Genomic DNA, 16,715 nt, shown 5'->3' with positions numbered 1-16,715 from the left:
TGCGTCGATATATTGCTTATACGAACCCTTGAGTTTTGAAGAGGTATTACATGAATCCGATGTTAGCCCTTCGGCAGTACCAGAAGATCGGTGCGCAGGCGCAGACCTCCGAAGCCAGTCCCCACCGTCTGGTGCAGATGCTGATGGAAGGCGGCCTGGATCGTATCGCTCAGGCCAAGGGGGCGATCGAGCGCAAGGATATCGCCAACAAAGGCATATTCATCAGCAAGGCCATTGGCATTATTGGTGGTCTGCGCGAAGGTCTGGACCTGGAAAACTCCCTGGATACCCTGGGGGATCTGGACAGTCTGTATACCTACATGATGAAGCGCCTGGCTGAAGCCAATATCAAGACCGATCCGAAGATTCTCGATGAGGTCGCCGATCTGCTGCGTACGGTCAAGGATGGCTGGGATGCCATTGCCGCACCGGGTCCGCAGTTTTAAGGAGGAACACCATGAGTGCTGTCCTGCAACGCATTGAAGAAACCCGTGAGGCGCTGGTCGGCGCCCTGGCCGAGCGCAACTGGCAAGCCATTGGCGAGCTGGACTTGGCGTGCCGTTCATGCATGGAGGACGTGCTCAGCGAGGCTGAGGTCGACGAGGCGGCACTGCGCGACAATCTGGAGGAGTTGTTGGGGGTGTACCGGCAGCTGCTTGAGGTGGCAACAGGGGAGCGCCAGGCGATAGTCGACGAGATGTCGCAGATCCAGCAAGCACAGAACGCGGCAAAGGTTTACCATTTGTTCGGTTGATGTTGAGTTAATCCCGAACACTGCGCGCCATAAATTTGACTGTGCACGCTTTTTTGACTTAACTAGTGGCTGTTTTCAGATTTCAGGCGTCTATAAGGCAGAAAATGCCTACAAGCGCGTCTAGCTTGCCCCTTATCTGGGCATTGAGTTGACTAGGGAAGTTGCTATTGCATGTGGCGTGAAACCAAAATTCTGCTGATCGATGACGATAGCGTGCGCCGCCGCGACCTGGCGGTGATTTTAAATTTTCTTGGCGAAGAAAATTTACCCTGCGGTAGCCATGACTGGCAGCAGGCTGTCGGCTCTTTGTCGTCAAGTCGCGAAGTAATTTGCGTCCTCATCGGGACTGTAAATGCTCCTGGTGCACTTCTGGGCCTGTTAAAGACACTCTCAACCTGGGATGAGTTCCTTCCAGTGCTGTTGATGGGCGAAAATTCTTCCATTGATCTGCCTGAAGACCAGCGTCGTCGTGTGCTTTCCACCCTGGAAATGCCTCCCAGCTACAGCAAATTGCTGGACTCCCTGCACCGGGCCCAGGTCTATCGTGAAATGTACGATCAGGCCCGTGAGCGTGGTCGTCACCGTGAACCCAATCTTTTCCGCAGCCTGGTAGGCACCAGTCGCGCCATCCAGCATGTGCGGCAGATGATGCAGCAGGTGGCGGATACCGACGCCAGCGTGTTGATCCTTGGCGAGTCGGGAACAGGCAAGGAAGTGGTAGCGCGCAATCTGCACTATCACTCCAAGCGGCGCGACGCGCCTTTCGTGCCGGTCAATTGCGGCGCCATTCCGGCAGAGCTGCTGGAAAGTGAGCTGTTTGGCCATGAAAAGGGCGCGTTCACCGGTGCTATCACCAGTCGTGCCGGACGTTTCGAGCTGGCTAATGGCGGCACCCTGTTCCTCGACGAAATTGGCGATATGCCACTGCCGATGCAGGTCAAGTTGTTGCGGGTGCTGCAGGAGCGCACGTTCGAGCGCGTGGGCAGCAACAAGACCCAGGGTGTTGATGTGCGAATCATCGCTGCCACCCATAAGAATCTGGAAAGCATGATCGAGGTAGGCAGCTTCCGTGAGGATCTGTACTACCGCCTCAACGTGTTCCCCATTGAAATGGCGCCGCTGCGTGAGCGAGTGGAAGACATTCCGCTGCTGATGAATGAGCTGATTTCGCGAATGGAGCACGAGAAGCGCGGCTCGATCCGCTTCAACTCTGCCGCCATCATGTCGCTGTGCCGGCATGGCTGGCCGGGTAACGTTCGTGAGCTGGCCAACCTGGTGGAGCGCATGGCGATCATGCATCCCTATGGCGTGATTGGCGTCGTCGAGTTGCCGAAGAAGTTCCGCTATGTGGATGACGAAGACGAGCAGTTGGTGGACAGCCTGCGCAGCGATCTGGAAGAGCGCGTAGCGATCAACGGTCACGCGCCAGACTTTGCCGCCACGGCCATGCTGCCGCCGGAAGGCCTGGACCTGAAGGACTACCTCGGCAGCCTGGAGCAAGGGCTGATCCAGCAGGCGCTGGACGACGCCAATGGCATCGTGGCGCGGGCCGCAGAGCGTTTGCGTATCCGTCGCACCACCCTGGTGGAGAAGATGCGCAAGTACGGTATGAGCCGTCGTGAAGGTGATGAACAGGCGGATGATTGACGCCGGTTTTTCAAGTCTTTGAAAACTGGGTGGTTTTTTTTAGGCACGGGTATTGCTAAGTCTCTTGCAACGTTCCGTTTAACTGACGGTCAGCCACGCGAGAGTGCACGATGCCCCAAGCCGCCCAGATGTCTCCTGCCCCTGATGCACAGGGGCAATCGTCGTCCGTAGAGCAGGCAAGCCGGCTAGGTCTTGAGCAGGCCTTCGCCTTGTTCAACCAGATGTCGAGCCAACTTACTGACTCCTACAGCATGCTTGAGGCTCGGGTGACCGAGCTCAAGGGCGAGTTGGCGGTGGTCAGCGCCCAGCGCATGCAGGAGCTGGCGGAAAAGGAGCGTCTGGCCAATCGTCTGCAGAACCTGCTGGACCTGTTGCCGGGCGGGGTCATCGTGATTGATGGTCATGGCATCGTCACCGAGGCCAACCCGGCAGCCTGCGAGCTGCTGGGGCTGCCGCTGGAAAGGCAGTTGTGGCGCAACATCATCGCCCGCAGCTTTGCCCCTCGCGAAGACGATGGCCATGAAATTTCCCTGCGCGACGGTCGACGCCTGTCGATTGCCACGCGCTCGCTGGATGCCGAGCCCGGGCAGTTGGTGCTGCTCAATGACTTGACTGAAACCCGTCATCTGCAAGACCAGTTGGCCCGTCATGAGCGTCTGTCCTCCCTGGGCAAGATGGTTGCCTCCCTGGCTCACCAGATCCGCACGCCGTTGTCGGCGGCCCTGCTGTACGCCAGCCATCTCACTGAGCAGGAACTGCCGGTAGCTACCCATCAGCGCTTTGCCGGGCGGCTCAAGGAGCGTTTGCACGAGCTGGAACATCAAGTGCGCGACATGCTGGTGTTCGCCCGTGGCGAATTGCCCCTGACCGATCGCCTCACGCCCAAGTCGCTGTTGCAGTCGTTGCAGGCCGCGGCCTTGACCCATGTGCAGGACGTTGCCGTGCGCTGGCAGTGCGATAGCCACCACGGTGAGTTGCTGTGCAATCGCGACACTCTGGTGGGCGCCCTGCTCAATCTGATCGAGAACGCGGTGCAGGCCAGTGCCGGCGCGGCGCGACTCAAGGTGCACCTGTACAGCCGCGGCGACACCTTGCGGCTGTGCATCAGTGACAGTGGCAGTGGTATCGACGCCGCGGTCCTGGAGCGCTTGGGAGAGCCGTTCTTCACCACCAAGGCCAATGGAACCGGGCTGGGCCTGACGGTGGTCAAGGCGGTAGCCCGTGCTCATCAGGGAGAATTGTCGCTGCGCTCGCGTCCTGGGCGCGGTACTTGTGCGCTGGTGACACTACCTCTGTTCTCCAGCGTGCATGGAGTGGAGTGAAGGTAATGGCAATCAAGGTTCTACTGGTTGAAGACGACCGCGCATTGCGCGAGGCCCTGGCGGATACCCTGCTGCTGGCCGGTCATGACTACAAGGCTGTCGGCAGTGCTGAGGAAGCATTGGGAGCTGTGGCCTCCGAGCCCTTCAGCCTGGTGGTCAGCGACGTCAACATGCCGGGCATGGATGGTCATCAATTGCTTGGCCTGCTGCGAGCCCGCCAGCCACAACTGCCGGTGTTGCTGATGACTGCCCATGGCGCCGTCGAGCGTGCCGTGGAAGCCATGCGCCAGGGGGCGGCCGATTATCTGGTCAAGCCTTTCGAGCCGTGGGCCCTGCTGGACCTGGTGGCGCGCCATGCCTTGGGCAGCCTGGGTGTTGGCGAGGATGAGGGGCCTGTGGCCTTCGAACCAGCCAGCGCTCAGTTGCTGGAGCTGGCGGCGCGGGTGGCCCGCAGCGATTCCACGGTGCTGATTTCCGGTGAATCCGGCACTGGCAAGGAGGTGCTGGCGCGCTATATCCATCAGCATTCCCATCGGGTCAATCAGCCGTTTATCGCCATCAACTGCGCGGCCATCCCGGACAACATGCTCGAAGCCACTTTGTTCGGGCACGAAAAGGGTTCTTTCACTGGGGCCATCGCTGCCCAGCCCGGCAAGTTCGAGCAGGCCGATGGCGGCACCATCCTGCTGGACGAGATTTCCGAAATGCCTCTGGGCTTGCAGGCCAAGCTGCTGCGGGTCTTGCAGGAGCGCGAAGTGGAGCGGGTTGGTGCGCGCAAGCCGATCACCCTGGATATCCGCGTGGTCGCCACCACCAACCGCGATCTGGCGGGGGAGGTAGCGGCCGGCCGTTTCCGTGAGGACTTGTATTACCGTTTGTCGGTATTTCCTCTGGCCTGGAAGCCGTTGCGCGAGCGTACCGCCGATATCCTGCCTCTGGCCGAGCGCCTGCTGGCCAAGCACGTCAATAAAATGAAGCACGCGGCGGCCAGGCTGTCGGCCAAGGCCCAGGACTGCCTGCTGGCCTATCCATGGCCAGGCAACGTTAGAGAGCTGGACAACGCATTGCAGCGCGCATTGATCCTGCAGCAGGGGGGCTTGATCCAGCCGGAAGATTTCTGTCTTGCCGGCCCTGTGGCTTGTGCTCCGCTGCCGGCGCTGGCGCCCGTGGTGCAGATGGCGGCGCGGGGCACGGCTGCCGAGGTGGAGGTGCCGGCTCAAGAATCCGGCGGCCTGGGCGATGACCTGCGGCGCCGGGAGTTTCAGATGATCATCGATACCCTGCGCTCCGAGCGCGGGCGACGCAAGGAGGCCGCGGAACGCCTGGGTATCAGCCCGCGGACCTTGCGCTACAAGTTGGCGCAGATGCGCGATGCTGGAATGGACGTCGAGGCCTATCTGTTCGCGACCTGATCTGTGAGAGGCAAGCCCGGGATGGGCTTTTGTCGATAAGGGCCATGGAGCTGGCACCCTTGTTGCTAACACCTCACTAACCGCTGAGTGAGCGTCAAAAAATTGCGGGTCGTCAGAGAGAGTAGACCATGAGCCAAGGTGTTGAATTTAATCGGTTGATGCTGGATATGCGTGCCATGCAGATGGACGCAATGTCGCAGCCTAAATCCGCCGCGGTGGCAGAAGTCAGCGGCAGCAGCTTTGCTGACATGCTTGGCCAGGCCGTGAACAAGGTCAATGACACTCAGCAGGCGTCCAATCAGCTGTCCAGTGCCTTTGAAATTGGCAAGAGCGGTGTCGACCTGACGGACGTGATGATTTCCTCGCAAAAGGCCAGCGTGTCTTTTCAAGCCTTGACCCAGGTTCGCAACAAGCTGGTTCAAGCGTATCAAGACATCATGCAGATGCCGGTTTAAGGACGAGATTGAGTCATGGCAGAAGCAGTCGCCGATAACGTACCGGCCAAGGCCGCCCCGATCGACGGTAAACCGCCGCTGTTCGGTTTGTCCTTCCTGGAAAACCTGTCCCAGATGACCATGCTGCGTCAGGTCGGCCTGTTGGTGGGCCTGGCCGCCAGCGTGGCGATTGGTTTTGCCGTGGTGCTGTGGTCCCAGCAACCCGATTACCGGCCGCTGTACGGCAGCCTGGCGGGCATGGACGCCAAGCAGGTCATGGATACCCTGGCCTCTGCCGACATTCCTTACACCGTAGAGCCCAATTCCGGCGCCTTGCTGGTCAAGGCCGATGACCTGTCCCGAGCTCGCCTGAAGCTGGCCGCTGCTGGCGTAGCGCCGGGTGACGGCAACGTCGGTTTCGAGATCCTCGATAAAGAGCAGGGCCTGGGTACCAGTCAGTTCATGGAGGCGACCCGTTACCGTCGCGGCCTGGAGGGTGAGCTGGCTCGCACCATCTCCAGCCTGAACAACGTCAAGGGCGCCCGGGTACACCTGGCGATTCCCAAAAGCTCGGTGTTCGTGCGTGATGAACGCAAGCCCAGCGCCTCGGTCCTGGTAGAGCTCTACTCCGGCCGTTCCCTGGAGCCCGGCCAGGTCATGGCCATCGTCAACCTGGTGGCGACCAGTGTTCCCGAGCTGAACAAGTCCCAGGTCACCGTGGTCGATCAGAAGGGCAACCTGTTGTCCGATCAGGCGGAAAACTCCGCACTGACCATGGCTGGCAAGCAGTTCGACTACAGCCGCCGCCTGGAAGGCATGCTGACCCAGCGGGTGCACAACATCCTGCAACCGGTGCTGGGCAACGATCGCTACAAGGCTGAAGTCTCGGCGGACGTCGACTTCAGTGCCGTGGAATCCACCTCCGAACAGTTCAACCCCGACCAGCCGGCCCTGCGCAGCGAGCAGTCGGTGAATGAGCAGCGCTCCAGCAGCAACGGCCCGCAAGGCGTGCCGGGTGCTCTGAGCAACCAGCCGCCAGCGCCGGCCTCTGCGCCACAAACCACCGGTGGCGCCACTGCCGCCGCCGGCATGGTGCAACCGGGCCAGCCACTGCTGGACGCCAACGGCCAACAGATCATGGACCCGGCCACCGGCCAGCCGATGCTGGCGCCGTACCCGTCGGACAAGCGTCAACAATCCACCAAGAACTTCGAGCTCGATCGCTCCATCAGCCATACCAAGCAGCAGCAGGGTCGCCTGAATCGTCTGTCGGTAGCGGTAGTGGTGGACGACCAGGTCAAGGTCAACCCGGCCAATGGCGAAACCAGCCGAGCGCCGTGGAGTGCCGACGAATTGGCGCGTTTCACCCGTCTGGTGCAGGACGCCGTGGGCTTCGATGCCAGCCGTGGCGACAGCGTCAGCGTGATCAACGTGCCGTTCTCCGCCGAACGCGGGGAAGTGATCGCCGATATTCCGTTCTACTCGCAGCCCTGGTTCTGGGACATCGTCAAGCAAGTGCTCGGCGTGCTGTTCATCCTGGTGCTGGTGTTCGGCGTGTTGCGTCCGGTGCTCAACAACATCACTGGCGGCGGCAAGAACAAAGAACTGGCAGGCCTGGGCAGTGACGTCGAACTGGGCGGCATGGGCGGCCTGGACGGTGAGTTGGGCAACGACCGCGTGAGCCTTGGCGGTCCGCAGAGCATTCTGCTGCCGAGCCCGAGCGAGGGTTATGACGCTCAGTTGAACGCAATCAAGAGTCTGGTGGCTGAAGACCCGGGTCGAGTGGCTCAGGTCGTGAAAGAGTGGATTAACGCAGATGAGTGATAACCGAGCCGCTACCGCCAAACTGACCCGGGTCGACAAAGCCGCGATCCTGCTGCTGTCCCTGGGTTCTACCGATGCTGCGCAAGTGTTGCGCCACATGGGCCCCAAAGAGGTTCAGCGGGTGGGCGTGGCCATGGCGCAGATGGGTAACGTGCACCGTGAGCAGGTCGAACAGGTGATGAGCGAGTTCGTCGACATTGTCGGCGACCAGACCAGCCTCGGCGTCGGTTCCGATGACTACGTGCGCAAGATGCTCACCCAGGCCCTGGGCGAAGACAAGGCCAACGGCCTGATCGACCGCATTCTGCTGGGTGGCAACACCAGCGGCCTGGACAGCCTGAAGTGGATGGAGCCGCGGGCCGTTGCCGACGTGATCCGCTACGAGCACCCGCAGATCCAGGCCATCGTGGTGGCCTACCTCGATCCTGACCAGGCCGGCGAAGTGCTCGGCAACTTCGACCACAAGGCGCGCCTGGACATCATCCTGCGGGTTTCCTCGCTCAACACCGTGCAACCCGCGGCGCTCAAGGAACTCAACCAGATTCTCGAGAAGCAGTTCTCCGGCAACTCCAACGCATCGCGGACCACCCTGGGTGGTATCAAGCGTGCAGCCGACATCATGAACTTCCTCGACAGCTCGATCGAAGGCCAACTGATGGATTCGATCCGCGAAGTGGACGAAGACCTGTCGGGCCAGATCGAAGACCTGATGTTCGTCTTCAACAACCTCGCCGATGTCGACGATCGCGGTATCCAGGCGCTGCTGCGCGAAGTCTCTTCCGACGTGCTGGTGCTGGCCCTCAAGGGCTCGGACGAAGGGGTCAAGGAAAAGATCTTCAAGAACATGTCCAAGCGTGCGGCGGAACTGCTGCGCGACGACCTGGAAGCCAAGGGCCCGGTTCGCGTCAGCGATGTGGAAACCGCGCAGAAGGAAATCCTCACCATTGCCCGCCGTATGGCCGAAGCCGGAGAAATCGTTCTCGGCGGGAAGGGCGGCGAAGAAATGATCTAAGGTCGCTTTATGTCGTCCAGCAGTGATGAGTCCCAAAGCGAGCTGATTCGCGCCCGGGACGTCGAGGGTTTTGACGTCTGGGCGCTGCCCAGTTTCGATCCCGAGCCGCCCGAGCCTGAGCCCGAGCCGGAAGAGGTGCAGGAGGAGATCGAGGAAGTGCCGCTGGAGGAAGTCCAGCCGCTGACCCTTGAAGAGCTCGAGAGCATCCGCCAGGAAGCCTATAACGAAGGGTTCGCCACCGGCGAGAAAGAGGGCTTTCACAGCACCACCCTCAAAGTGCGTCAGGAAGCCGAAGTGGCACTGAGCGCCAAGTTGCAGGCGCTCGAGCAGCTGATGGCCAACCTGTTCGAGCCCATTGCCGAGCAGGACACCCAGATTGAAAAGACCCTGGTGGAGCTGGTGCGGCATATCACCCGCCAGGTGATCCAGCGCGAGCTGGCGATGGACTCCACGCAGATCGAACATGTCATGCGCGAGGCGCTCAAGCTGCTGCCCCTGGGCGTCGGTAATGTACGCCTGTACGTCAATCCGCAGGATTTCGAGCAGGTCAAAAGCCTGCGCGAGCGCCATGAGGAAAGCTGGCGCATCGTCGAGGACGAAGCGCTGCTGCCCGGCGGTTGCCGGGTCGAGACCGAGCACAGCCGTATCGACGCCAGCATGGAAACCCGGATCGCCCAGGCGATGGACCAGCTGTCCGACCAGTTGCACGAACAATCGCTGCATCCGGCGGAGGCGGACCTTGGCCTGGACCTGGGGCCGTTGACGCCCTCGGCGCCGCAGAGCGACATCGCCGACCCCGCTATTGACCCTGACGCCGCGCACGAGCCAGCGGACCCTAGCAATGCGCCTTGAACGCACCAGCTTCGGCAAGCGCCTGGGGGGCTACGCCCAGGCCATCAGCCTGCCGGGCCAGCCGATCCTTGAGGGCCGCTTGTTGCGCATGGTCGGCCTGACACTGGAAGCCGAAGGCTTGCGCGCGGCCATGGGCACCCGGTGCATGGTGATCAACGATGACAGCTACCACCCGGTCAAGGTCGAAGCCGAGGTCATGGGTTTCTCCGGCAGCAAGGTATTCCTGATGCCGGTGGGCAGCGTGGCCGGGATCGCTCCGGGCGCGCGCGTGGTGCCCCTGGCCGACACCGGCCGTTTGCCCATGGGCATGAGCATGCTCGGGCGTGTGCTGGACGGCGCCGGCAGGGCGCTGGATGGCAAGGGCGCGATGCGTGCCGAAGACTGGGTGCCGATGGACGGTCCCACCATCAACCCGCTCAAGCGCGACCCCATCAGCCAGCCGCTGGATGTGGGTATTCGCAGCATCAACGGTTTATTGACGGTAGGTCGTGGTCAGCGTCTCGGCCTGTTCGCCGGTACCGGCGTGGGCAAGAGCGTGCTGCTGGGCATGATGACCCGCTTTACCGAGGCCGACATCATTGTGGTCGGGCTGATCGGCGAGCGGGGACGTGAGGTCAAGGAGTTCATCGAGCACATCCTGGGTGAGGAAGGCCTCAAGCGTTCGGTGGTGGTGGCCTCGCCAGCGGATGACGCTCCGCTGATGCGTCTGCGGGCTGCGATGTACTGCACGCGGATCGCCGAATATTTTCGCGACAAGGGCAAGAACGTCCTGTTGCTGATGGATTCCCTGACACGTTTCGCCCAGGCCCAGCGGGAAATTGCCCTGGCCATCGGCGAGCCGCCGGCCACCAAGGGTTATCCGCCTTCGGTGTTCGCCAAGCTGCCCAAACTGGTGGAGCGTGCCGGCAATGCCGAGGCCGGCGGCGGTTCGATCACCGCCTTCTACACGGTATTGTCCGAAGGCGATGACCAGCAGGACCCGATCGCCGACTCGGCGCGGGGCGTGCTCGACGGGCATATCGTGCTGTCCAGGCGCCTGGCGGAAGAGGGGCACTACCCGGCCATCGACATCGAGGCCTCCATCAGTCGGGTCATGCCGGCGGTGATCAGCCCTGACAACATGGCGCGGGCGCAGTACTTCAAACAGCTGTGGTCGCGTTACCAGCAGGCCCGGGACCTGATCAGCGTCGGTGCCTATGTGGCCGGCGGCGACCGGGATACCGATACGGCCATTTCCCTGCATCCGGCCATGGTTGCGTACCTGCGCCAGGGGCTCAATGACAACATCAGCCTGGGCCATAGCCAGACCCACCTGGAAATGCTATTCGCTCCGGCAGCGGGCGGGTAACCGGCCATGGCTGATAGCCGTGCCGCGCGCCTGGCGCCGGTGGTGGACATGGCAGAGAGTGCCGAGCGCACGGCCGCCCAGCGCCTGGAGTACTTTCACGGCCAGGTGCGTGTGGCCGAGAGCAAGCTGGGGGACCTGGAGCGTTTTCGTGGCGACTACCAGGAACAGTGGGTCGAGCGCGGCAAATTGGGGGTCAGTGGCCACTGGCTGATGAACTACCAGTACTTTCTCAGCCAGCTGGATACCGCCGTCGGTCAGCAGCGACAGAGCCTGGCCTGGCACCAGAACAACCTCGATCGCGCCCGGGAAGCCTGGCAGCAGGCCTATGCCCGGGTCGAGGGGCTGCGCAAGCTGGTGCAGCGCTATATCGACGAGGCGCGGGCGCTTGAGGACAAGCGTGAGCAGAAGTTGCTGGATGAACTTTCCCAGCGCTTGCCTCGTCAGAGCCCATACTGATAGTGCTCATTTGCCTCACGCAGGTTGTCCCCCCGGCGAGTGGGTGCTAAACCTTTTAGACGTCGTCAATGACAAGGAAGCAGTCACATGTCGGTCGTTACAGAAATATCCCCGGACGGGCAAAAACTCACGATCTCCATCAGAGGCCGTTTCGATTTCGGACGCCACCAGGAGTTTCGCGAATCCTACGAGCGACTCAACCGGACACCGGAGTCCATCGTGGTGGACCTCAAGGAAGCCACCTATCTCGACAGTTCGGCCCTGGGCATGCTGCTGTTGCTGCGTGACCACGCCGGCGGCGACAACGCCGATGTCCGGGTAATCAACAGCAACTCGGATGTGCGCAAGATCCTCGCCATCTCCAACTTCGACAAGCTTTTCGACATCAGTTGACCGGTATGCGGTCGATGCTCGAGCCCCTGTGTGTGCTGATCGCCGAAGATGGCGCAGCGGACCGCATGCTGCTGTCCAGCATCATCCGGCGCCAGGGGCATCAGGTGCTGGTGGCAAGCAACGGTGCCGAGGCGGTGCAGCTGTTTCAGCAACAGCGCCCGCATATCGTGCTGATGGATGCATTGATGCCGGTGATGGACGGTTTCGAGGCTGCCCGGCAGATCAAGGCCCTGGCTGGCGAGACCCTGGTGCCGATCATCTTTCTTACCTCCTTGAGCGGCGGCGAGGCCCTGGCCCGCTGCCTGGAAGCGGGTGGCGACGACTTTCTGGCCAAGCCTTACAACCCGGTGGTGCTGGGTGCCAAGATCAACGCCATGGACCGCCTGCGCCGTCTGCAAGAGACCGTGCTGCACCAGCGTGACCAGATCACTCGCCACCACGACTACCTGCTCAACGAGCAGCGGGTGGCCAAGGCGGTGTTCGACAAGGTCGCCCATGCCGGCTGCCTGGATGCGCCGAATATCCGTTTCCTGCAATCGCCCTATGCCCTGTTCAATGGCGACCTGTTGTTGGCGGCCTACACCCCGGCCGGAGACATGCACGTACTGCTGGGGGATTTCACCGGCCATGGGCTGCCTGCGGCGGTAGGCGCCATGCCGCTGGCGGAGGTGTTCTACGGCATGACCGCCAAGGGCTACGGCCTGCCGGAAACCCTGCGGGAGATGAATGCCAAGCTCAAGCGCATCCTGCCCGTGGACATGTTCTGCTGTGCCACCCTGCTGTGCCTGAGTTCCCAGCGGCGGGCGGTGGAGGTGTGGAACGGCGGCATGCCCGAAGGGTATCTGTATCGGCACGCCAGCGGCGCACGCACGCCGCTGGTGGCTCGCCACTTGCCCCTGGGTGTGTTGAGCGCCGAGGCCTTCGAGGACAGCACCGAGGTGTTTTCCATGGCGCCGGGAGACCGCGTCTTCCTGTTGTCGGATGGGGTGATCGATACCTGTAACACCGAGGAGCAACTGTTTGGCGTCGAGCGATTGCACCAGGTGTTTGCCGCCAATCGCCAGGAAGATCAGCTGTTCGAAGAGATTCGGCAGGCCCTGGAGCGCTTTGGCGGTAGTGCCCGGGATGATGTGAGCATGGTCGAGGTGGGGTTGCCGGAGTTTCCCCGATTGGCGCCGCCGGCTCTGGTGTACTCCGACAGTGGCCAGTCCTGCCCGCTGGACTGGTCGGTGAGTTTCGAGTTTCGGGCTGCCACCCTCAAGCGTTTCAATCCCTTGCCCTATCTGCTGCAACTGTTGCTTGAGGTGCATGGCCTGCGTTCCCAGAGCGGGGCGCTGTACAGCGTTTTGGCGGAGCTCTACTCCAATGCCCTGGAGCATGGCGTGCTCAAGCTCGACTCGCGGCTCAAGCGCGATGCCGAGGGGTTTACCCGCTATTACCGCGAACGCTCGACCCGGCTTGCGCAGTTGCAGGAGGGTTTTGTCCGGGTGCATCTGCAAGTGCAGCCCCTGGAAGCGGGAGGGCGCCTGGTGGTGCGTGTCGAGGACAGTGGCGAGGGTTTCGATGTGGCTGCGGTCCTGGCGCGGCCCAATGATATGGAGCGTCTGTCGGGGCGTGGCGTCAGTCTGATCCGGCAGATGAGCCGGCAGGCCGTGTGGGCGGATGATGGGCGCAGTGTCTGCGTGGAGTTTTCTTGGGAGGCTCTGGCATAATTCCCGGGTTCTTGATCAAGGAGTGAACAAGTGGCTGAGATTCATCTGGACCACACGGTGCTCAATGCTTTGCAAGAGGTGATGGAGGATGAATATCCCGTCCTGCTGGATACCTTCGTCTGTGATTCCGAGGAGCGTGTGCGGCTGCTGCATAAGTCCGAGGATACGATTTTGCTGGTAGCCACCGCCCACAGCCTCAAGGGCAGCAGCAGCAACATGGGCGCCACCCGCCTGGCCGAACTCTGTCATCAGCTGGAACTGCGGGCCGGGCAGTCGGCCGCGGATGGCATTCGACAATTGGTGGGGGAGATCGACGGCGAGTTCGCTATCGTTCGACGCTTGTGCGAGCAGGAGCTGCAGCGCTTTCATTGTTGAGAAACAGCTTTTTATCTGCGGATTGATAAAGCTGGCCCGGCCTTTGCAGTCAAGTCTTCCAACTGTACCTATGATCCCCGTGCAGCGGAGACTGTCCCATGGCTGTTACCCCTAATTCGCTTCTTCAGGCCACTGCCCAGGCCAGCGCTAAGTCCAAGACTCAAGCGGCGCCTGTCAGCCCCCTGGCGAGCATTGCCGAGCCTGGGGACAAGGCTTCCAGCTTCGCGCAGCTCTACGCCAAGGAATCCCAGAACCAGCCGCAGGCCAAGCCTCCAAGCTTTGCCGACAACTCGCCCAAACCGGTGCGCGACAAGGGGGCTGACAGTAGCCCGAAGAAGGATGTCAGCAAGGACTCTTCTGCCGCGCCGCAGCCAGCCGTTGCCGATAGCGGCAAATCCTTGCCTGCCGACAAGCCGGCCGGCAGCGACAGCAAAACAGCGCCCACAGATGCTGCCAAGCCGGCTGATACCGCACAAACCGACGCTCCGCCCCCCAGCGATCCGATGCTGGATCCAAGCCTGGTACAGGTCGCGCCGCCACAGCCTGTGGTGCCGGCTGAACCGGCCCCGGCGACACCTGCGCCGCCTCCGGTCGAGGCGGCTCCCGTCGCCCCTGCGCCGGCCATCGTTGCCGCAGTGGTGGCGCCACCCGTCGAGCCGGCCAAGCCTGAATTCGACCCCGAGGCTGATCCTCTGGATGCCTTGCCTGCGGTGCGCCTGGCCATGGAGCAGGGCGGCCATGTGTCGGCGTCCAGCCAGAGCCAGCCGAAGGCCGCGCCAGGCAATGCCGGCAATGAAGGGCAGCTGGCCTCGGTGCAGAACTTCGCCAATGGCATGGCCGGCATGCTCGAGCAGCAGGCGGGCAAGAGCGGCACCGAGCAGGGCGGCGAAAAGGCCTTTAGCGGGTTGATCGCCGATGGCTTGAAGGACCTCAAGGGGGCTTCCAGTGATACCCGGGTGGATGATTTCGCCAATCGCCTGGCGGCCTTGACCCAGGCCGCGACGCCCAAGACGGCCAACGCGGTGCCGGTCAACCAGCCGCTGGCCATGCACCAGAATGGCTGGACCGAAGAGGTGGTCAACCGGGTGATGTACCTGTCCAGCACCAGCCTCAAGTCGGCAGACATCCAGTTGCAGCCGGCCGAGCTGGGGCGCCTGGACATTCGCGTGCACATGATTCCGGACCAGCAGACCCAGGTCACCTTCATGAGTGCCCATGCTGGCGTTCGCGAAGCCCTGGAAGGGCAGATGCACCGCATGCGCGACATGTTCAACCAGCAGGGCCTGGGGCAGGTGGACGTCAACGTCTCCGATCAGTCCCGTGGCTGGCAGGGCCAGGAGCAGGCCCAGCAGGAGCAGAATCGCCGCAGCGGTTCCAGCACCAGCGGCGGGCGCCTGGACAGTGGCGATGATGAGTCGTCCCCGGCCGTGGCGGAAGTGCAGGCTCCGGTACAGACCGTGATCGGCAGCAGCACCGTCGACTACTACGCCTGACCTGTGGCGGGGGCCGCTACCGGCCCCTGCACTGATCCTCGTGGTGTAACTGCAACAGCTTGCACCCCAGGTTTCCCTTCGCAGCATTGCCCTTCGCTGTTGATCCCCGCCTTTCTGACAAATCTGGCATAACACTTGCTCTTGCCTTGCCGTGCGACTGTGAACCCCCGATTAGTGACGGATTATTGGCATGGCGAAGAGCGAAGCAGCAGAAAAACCCACCGCAGGGAAAAGCAAACTCAAGCTTATCCTCTTGATTGTCCTGGCATTGTTGCTGGCCATCGGCCTGTCGGTCGGCGCCACCTGGTACTTCATGCACAGTGCTCAGAGCAAGCCGGCCCCGGCTGCGGAGACCGCCAGCAACGTCAAGCCTGCGGCGATCTACGAGCCCATGGCCCCAGCCTTTGTTGCCAACTTCACGCAGAACGGCCGGCAGCGCTACATGCAGGTGAGCATTACCCTGCTGGCGCGCAATCAGGCCGACCTGGATGCGCTGAAAGTGCACATGCCGGTGATCCGCAACAACCTGGTCATGCTCTTCTCCGGGCAGAGTTTCGACACCCTGGCCACTCCGGTCGGCCAGGAAATGCTCCGCCAGAAGGCCACCGCCAGCGTTCAGGAAGTGGCGCAGAAAGAGGTGGGCAAAGTGGTGGTCGAGCAGTTGCTCTTTACTAACTTCGTACTGCAGTAGGAACACGACATGGCCGTGCAGGACCTGCTGTCCCAGGATGAGATCGATGCGCTGTTGCATGGCGTCGACGACGGTCTGGTACAGACCGAACACGCTGCCGAGCCCGGCAGTGTCAAAAGCTATGACCTGACCAGCCAGGATCGCATCGTCCGTGGACGCATGCCGACCCTGGAAATGATCAACGAGCGTTTCGCTCGCTATACCCGTATCAGCATGTTCAACATGCTGCGCCGTTCGGCTGACGTGGCAGTGGGTGGCGTGCAGGTAATGAAGTTCGGCGAGTATGTGCACTCGCTGTACGTGCCTACCAGTCTGAACCTGGTGAAGATCAAGCCGCTGCGCGGCACCGCGCTGTTCATTCTTGACGCCAAGCTGGTATTCAAGCTGGTGGACAACTTCTTCGGCGGCGATGGCCGCCACGCGAAGATCGAAGGGCGTGAATTCACCCCGACCGAACTGCGGGTGGTGCGCATGGTGTTGGAGCAGGCCTTCGTCGATCTCAAGGAGGCGTGGCAGGCGATCATGCCGGTCAACTTCGAGTACATAAACTCGGAAGTGAACCCGGCCATGGCCAACATCGTCGGTCCCAGCGAAGCCATCGTGGTATCGACCTTCCACATCGAGCTCGATGGCGGTGGCGGCGACCTGCACGTGACCATGCCGTATTCGATGATCGAGCCGATCCGCGAAATGCTCGACGCCGGCTTCCAGTCCGACCTGGACGACCAGGACGAACGCTGGAGCAAGGCTCTGCGCGAGGACGTGCTGGATGTGGCCGTGCCGCTGAGTGCCACTGTCGCCCGTCGTCAGTTGCGCCTGCGGGACATCCTGCACATGCAGCCTGGCGATGTGATCCCGGTGGAGCTGCCCGAAGACATGATCATGCGCGCCAATGGCGTGCCGTCGTTCAAGGTCAAGCTGGGTTCCCACAAGGGCAACCTGGCGCTGCAAGTGATCGAGCCGATCGAGCGCCGTTGAGCGGCGCTCCAA

General features: G+C 62.0%; 17 protein-coding genes. All 17 read left to right on the top strand.

Annotated elements, in window-relative coordinates; translation table 11 throughout:
- Nucleotides 1–50: 50 nt before the first annotated feature.
- The 17 genes from fliS (at nt 51) to fliM (ending at nt 16,703) form a co-directional block, all read left to right on the top strand.
- Nucleotides 51–446 carry a flagellar export chaperone FliS gene (gene fliS / locus BLS75_RS20745; RefSeq protein WP_011059968.1) on the top strand — a complete coding sequence of 132 codons (396 nt, stop codon included), beginning with the start codon at nt 51–53 and terminating at the stop codon, nt 444–446.
- 11 nt (nt 447–457) lie between these two features.
- A complete protein-coding gene (locus tag BLS75_RS20740; protein WP_011059969.1) occupies nt 458–754 on the top strand; it encodes a flagellar protein FliT in 297 nt (98 codons plus the stop codon).
- A gap of 171 nt (nt 755–925) precedes the next feature.
- On the top strand, nt 926–2,401 hold the full coding sequence (locus BLS75_RS20735) for a sigma-54 dependent transcriptional regulator (protein ID WP_011059970.1): 1,476 nt from the start codon (nt 926–928) through the stop codon (nt 2,399–2,401).
- A gap of 128 nt (nt 2,402–2,529) precedes the next feature.
- Entirely contained in the window at nt 2,530–3,723 is a 1,194-nt protein-coding gene (locus tag BLS75_RS20730; RefSeq protein ID WP_176876766.1) for a sensor histidine kinase, read from the top strand.
- Between the two features lie 5 nt (nt 3,724–3,728).
- Nucleotides 3,729–5,135: a sigma-54-dependent transcriptional regulator gene (locus BLS75_RS20725; RefSeq protein ID WP_072451685.1), complete on the top strand. Its 1,407-nt coding sequence runs from the start codon at nt 3,729–3,731 to the stop codon at nt 5,133–5,135.
- A gap of 128 nt (nt 5,136–5,263) precedes the next feature.
- Nucleotides 5,264–5,590, top strand: coding sequence for a flagellar hook-basal body complex protein FliE (gene fliE / locus BLS75_RS20720; protein ID WP_011059973.1), 327 nt, complete (start codon nt 5,264–5,266; stop codon nt 5,588–5,590).
- Nucleotides 5,591–5,605: 15 nt separating this feature from the next.
- The gene (gene fliF, locus BLS75_RS20715) at nt 5,606–7,393 is read left to right on the top strand and encodes a flagellar basal-body MS-ring/collar protein FliF (protein WP_011059974.1); all 1,788 of its coding nucleotides are present in this window, start codon (nt 5,606–5,608) and stop codon (nt 7,391–7,393) included.
- Nucleotides 7,386–8,405, top strand: a complete 1,020-nt coding sequence (gene fliG, locus BLS75_RS20710; protein WP_011059975.1) for a flagellar motor switch protein FliG — start codon at nt 7,386–7,388, stop codon at nt 8,403–8,405. The genes fliF and fliG overlap by 8 nt, the downstream gene beginning before the upstream one ends.
- Nucleotides 8,406–8,414: 9 nt before the next feature.
- Nucleotides 8,415–9,257: a flagellar assembly protein FliH gene (gene fliH, locus BLS75_RS20705; RefSeq protein WP_019095440.1), complete on the top strand. Its 843-nt coding sequence runs from the start codon at nt 8,415–8,417 to the stop codon at nt 9,255–9,257.
- A complete protein-coding gene (gene fliI / locus BLS75_RS20700) occupies nt 9,247–10,605 on the top strand; it encodes a flagellar protein export ATPase FliI (RefSeq protein ID WP_015634633.1) in 1,359 nt (452 codons plus the stop codon). Before fliH ends, fliI begins: the two co-directional genes overlap by 11 nt.
- Before the next feature lie 6 nt (nt 10,606–10,611).
- The gene (gene fliJ / locus BLS75_RS20695; protein ID WP_011059978.1) at nt 10,612–11,061 is read left to right on the top strand and encodes a flagellar export protein FliJ; all 450 of its coding nucleotides are present in this window, start codon (nt 10,612–10,614) and stop codon (nt 11,059–11,061) included.
- Between the two features lie 87 nt (nt 11,062–11,148).
- Nucleotides 11,149–11,454 (top strand): STAS domain-containing protein, encoded by a 306-nt coding sequence (locus BLS75_RS20690; RefSeq protein ID WP_011059979.1) that lies wholly within the window; start codon nt 11,149–11,151, stop codon nt 11,452–11,454.
- 5 nt (nt 11,455–11,459) lie between these two features.
- Nucleotides 11,460–13,166, top strand: a complete 1,707-nt coding sequence (locus tag BLS75_RS20685) for a fused response regulator/phosphatase (protein WP_072451684.1) — start codon at nt 11,460–11,462, stop codon at nt 13,164–13,166.
- A 30-nt stretch (nt 13,167–13,196) separates the two neighbouring features.
- Entirely contained in the window at nt 13,197–13,541 is a 345-nt protein-coding gene (locus tag BLS75_RS20680) for an Hpt domain-containing protein (RefSeq protein ID WP_011059981.1), read from the top strand.
- Nucleotides 13,542–13,639: 98 nt separating this feature from the next.
- On the top strand, nt 13,640–15,034 hold the full coding sequence (locus BLS75_RS20675) for a flagellar hook-length control protein FliK (RefSeq protein WP_072451683.1): 1,395 nt from the start codon (nt 13,640–13,642) through the stop codon (nt 15,032–15,034).
- A 190-nt stretch (nt 15,035–15,224) separates the two neighbouring features.
- The gene (gene fliL / locus BLS75_RS20670; RefSeq protein ID WP_011059983.1) at nt 15,225–15,725 is read left to right on the top strand and encodes a flagellar basal body-associated protein FliL; all 501 of its coding nucleotides are present in this window, start codon (nt 15,225–15,227) and stop codon (nt 15,723–15,725) included.
- Nucleotides 15,726–15,734: 9 nt separating this feature from the next.
- Nucleotides 15,735–16,703: a flagellar motor switch protein FliM gene (fliM, locus tag BLS75_RS20665; RefSeq protein WP_011059984.1), complete on the top strand. Its 969-nt coding sequence runs from the start codon at nt 15,735–15,737 to the stop codon at nt 16,701–16,703.
- Nucleotides 16,704–16,715: the final 12 nt, after the last annotated feature.

It is taken from the genome of Pseudomonas sp. NFPP12, assembly GCF_900103205.1.
GTDB classification, from domain to species: domain Bacteria; phylum Pseudomonadota; class Gammaproteobacteria; order Pseudomonadales; family Pseudomonadaceae; genus Aquipseudomonas; species Aquipseudomonas protegens.
The sequence above is the reverse complement of the archived record's forward strand: the minus strand, read 5'-3'. Positions and strand labels throughout refer to the sequence as shown.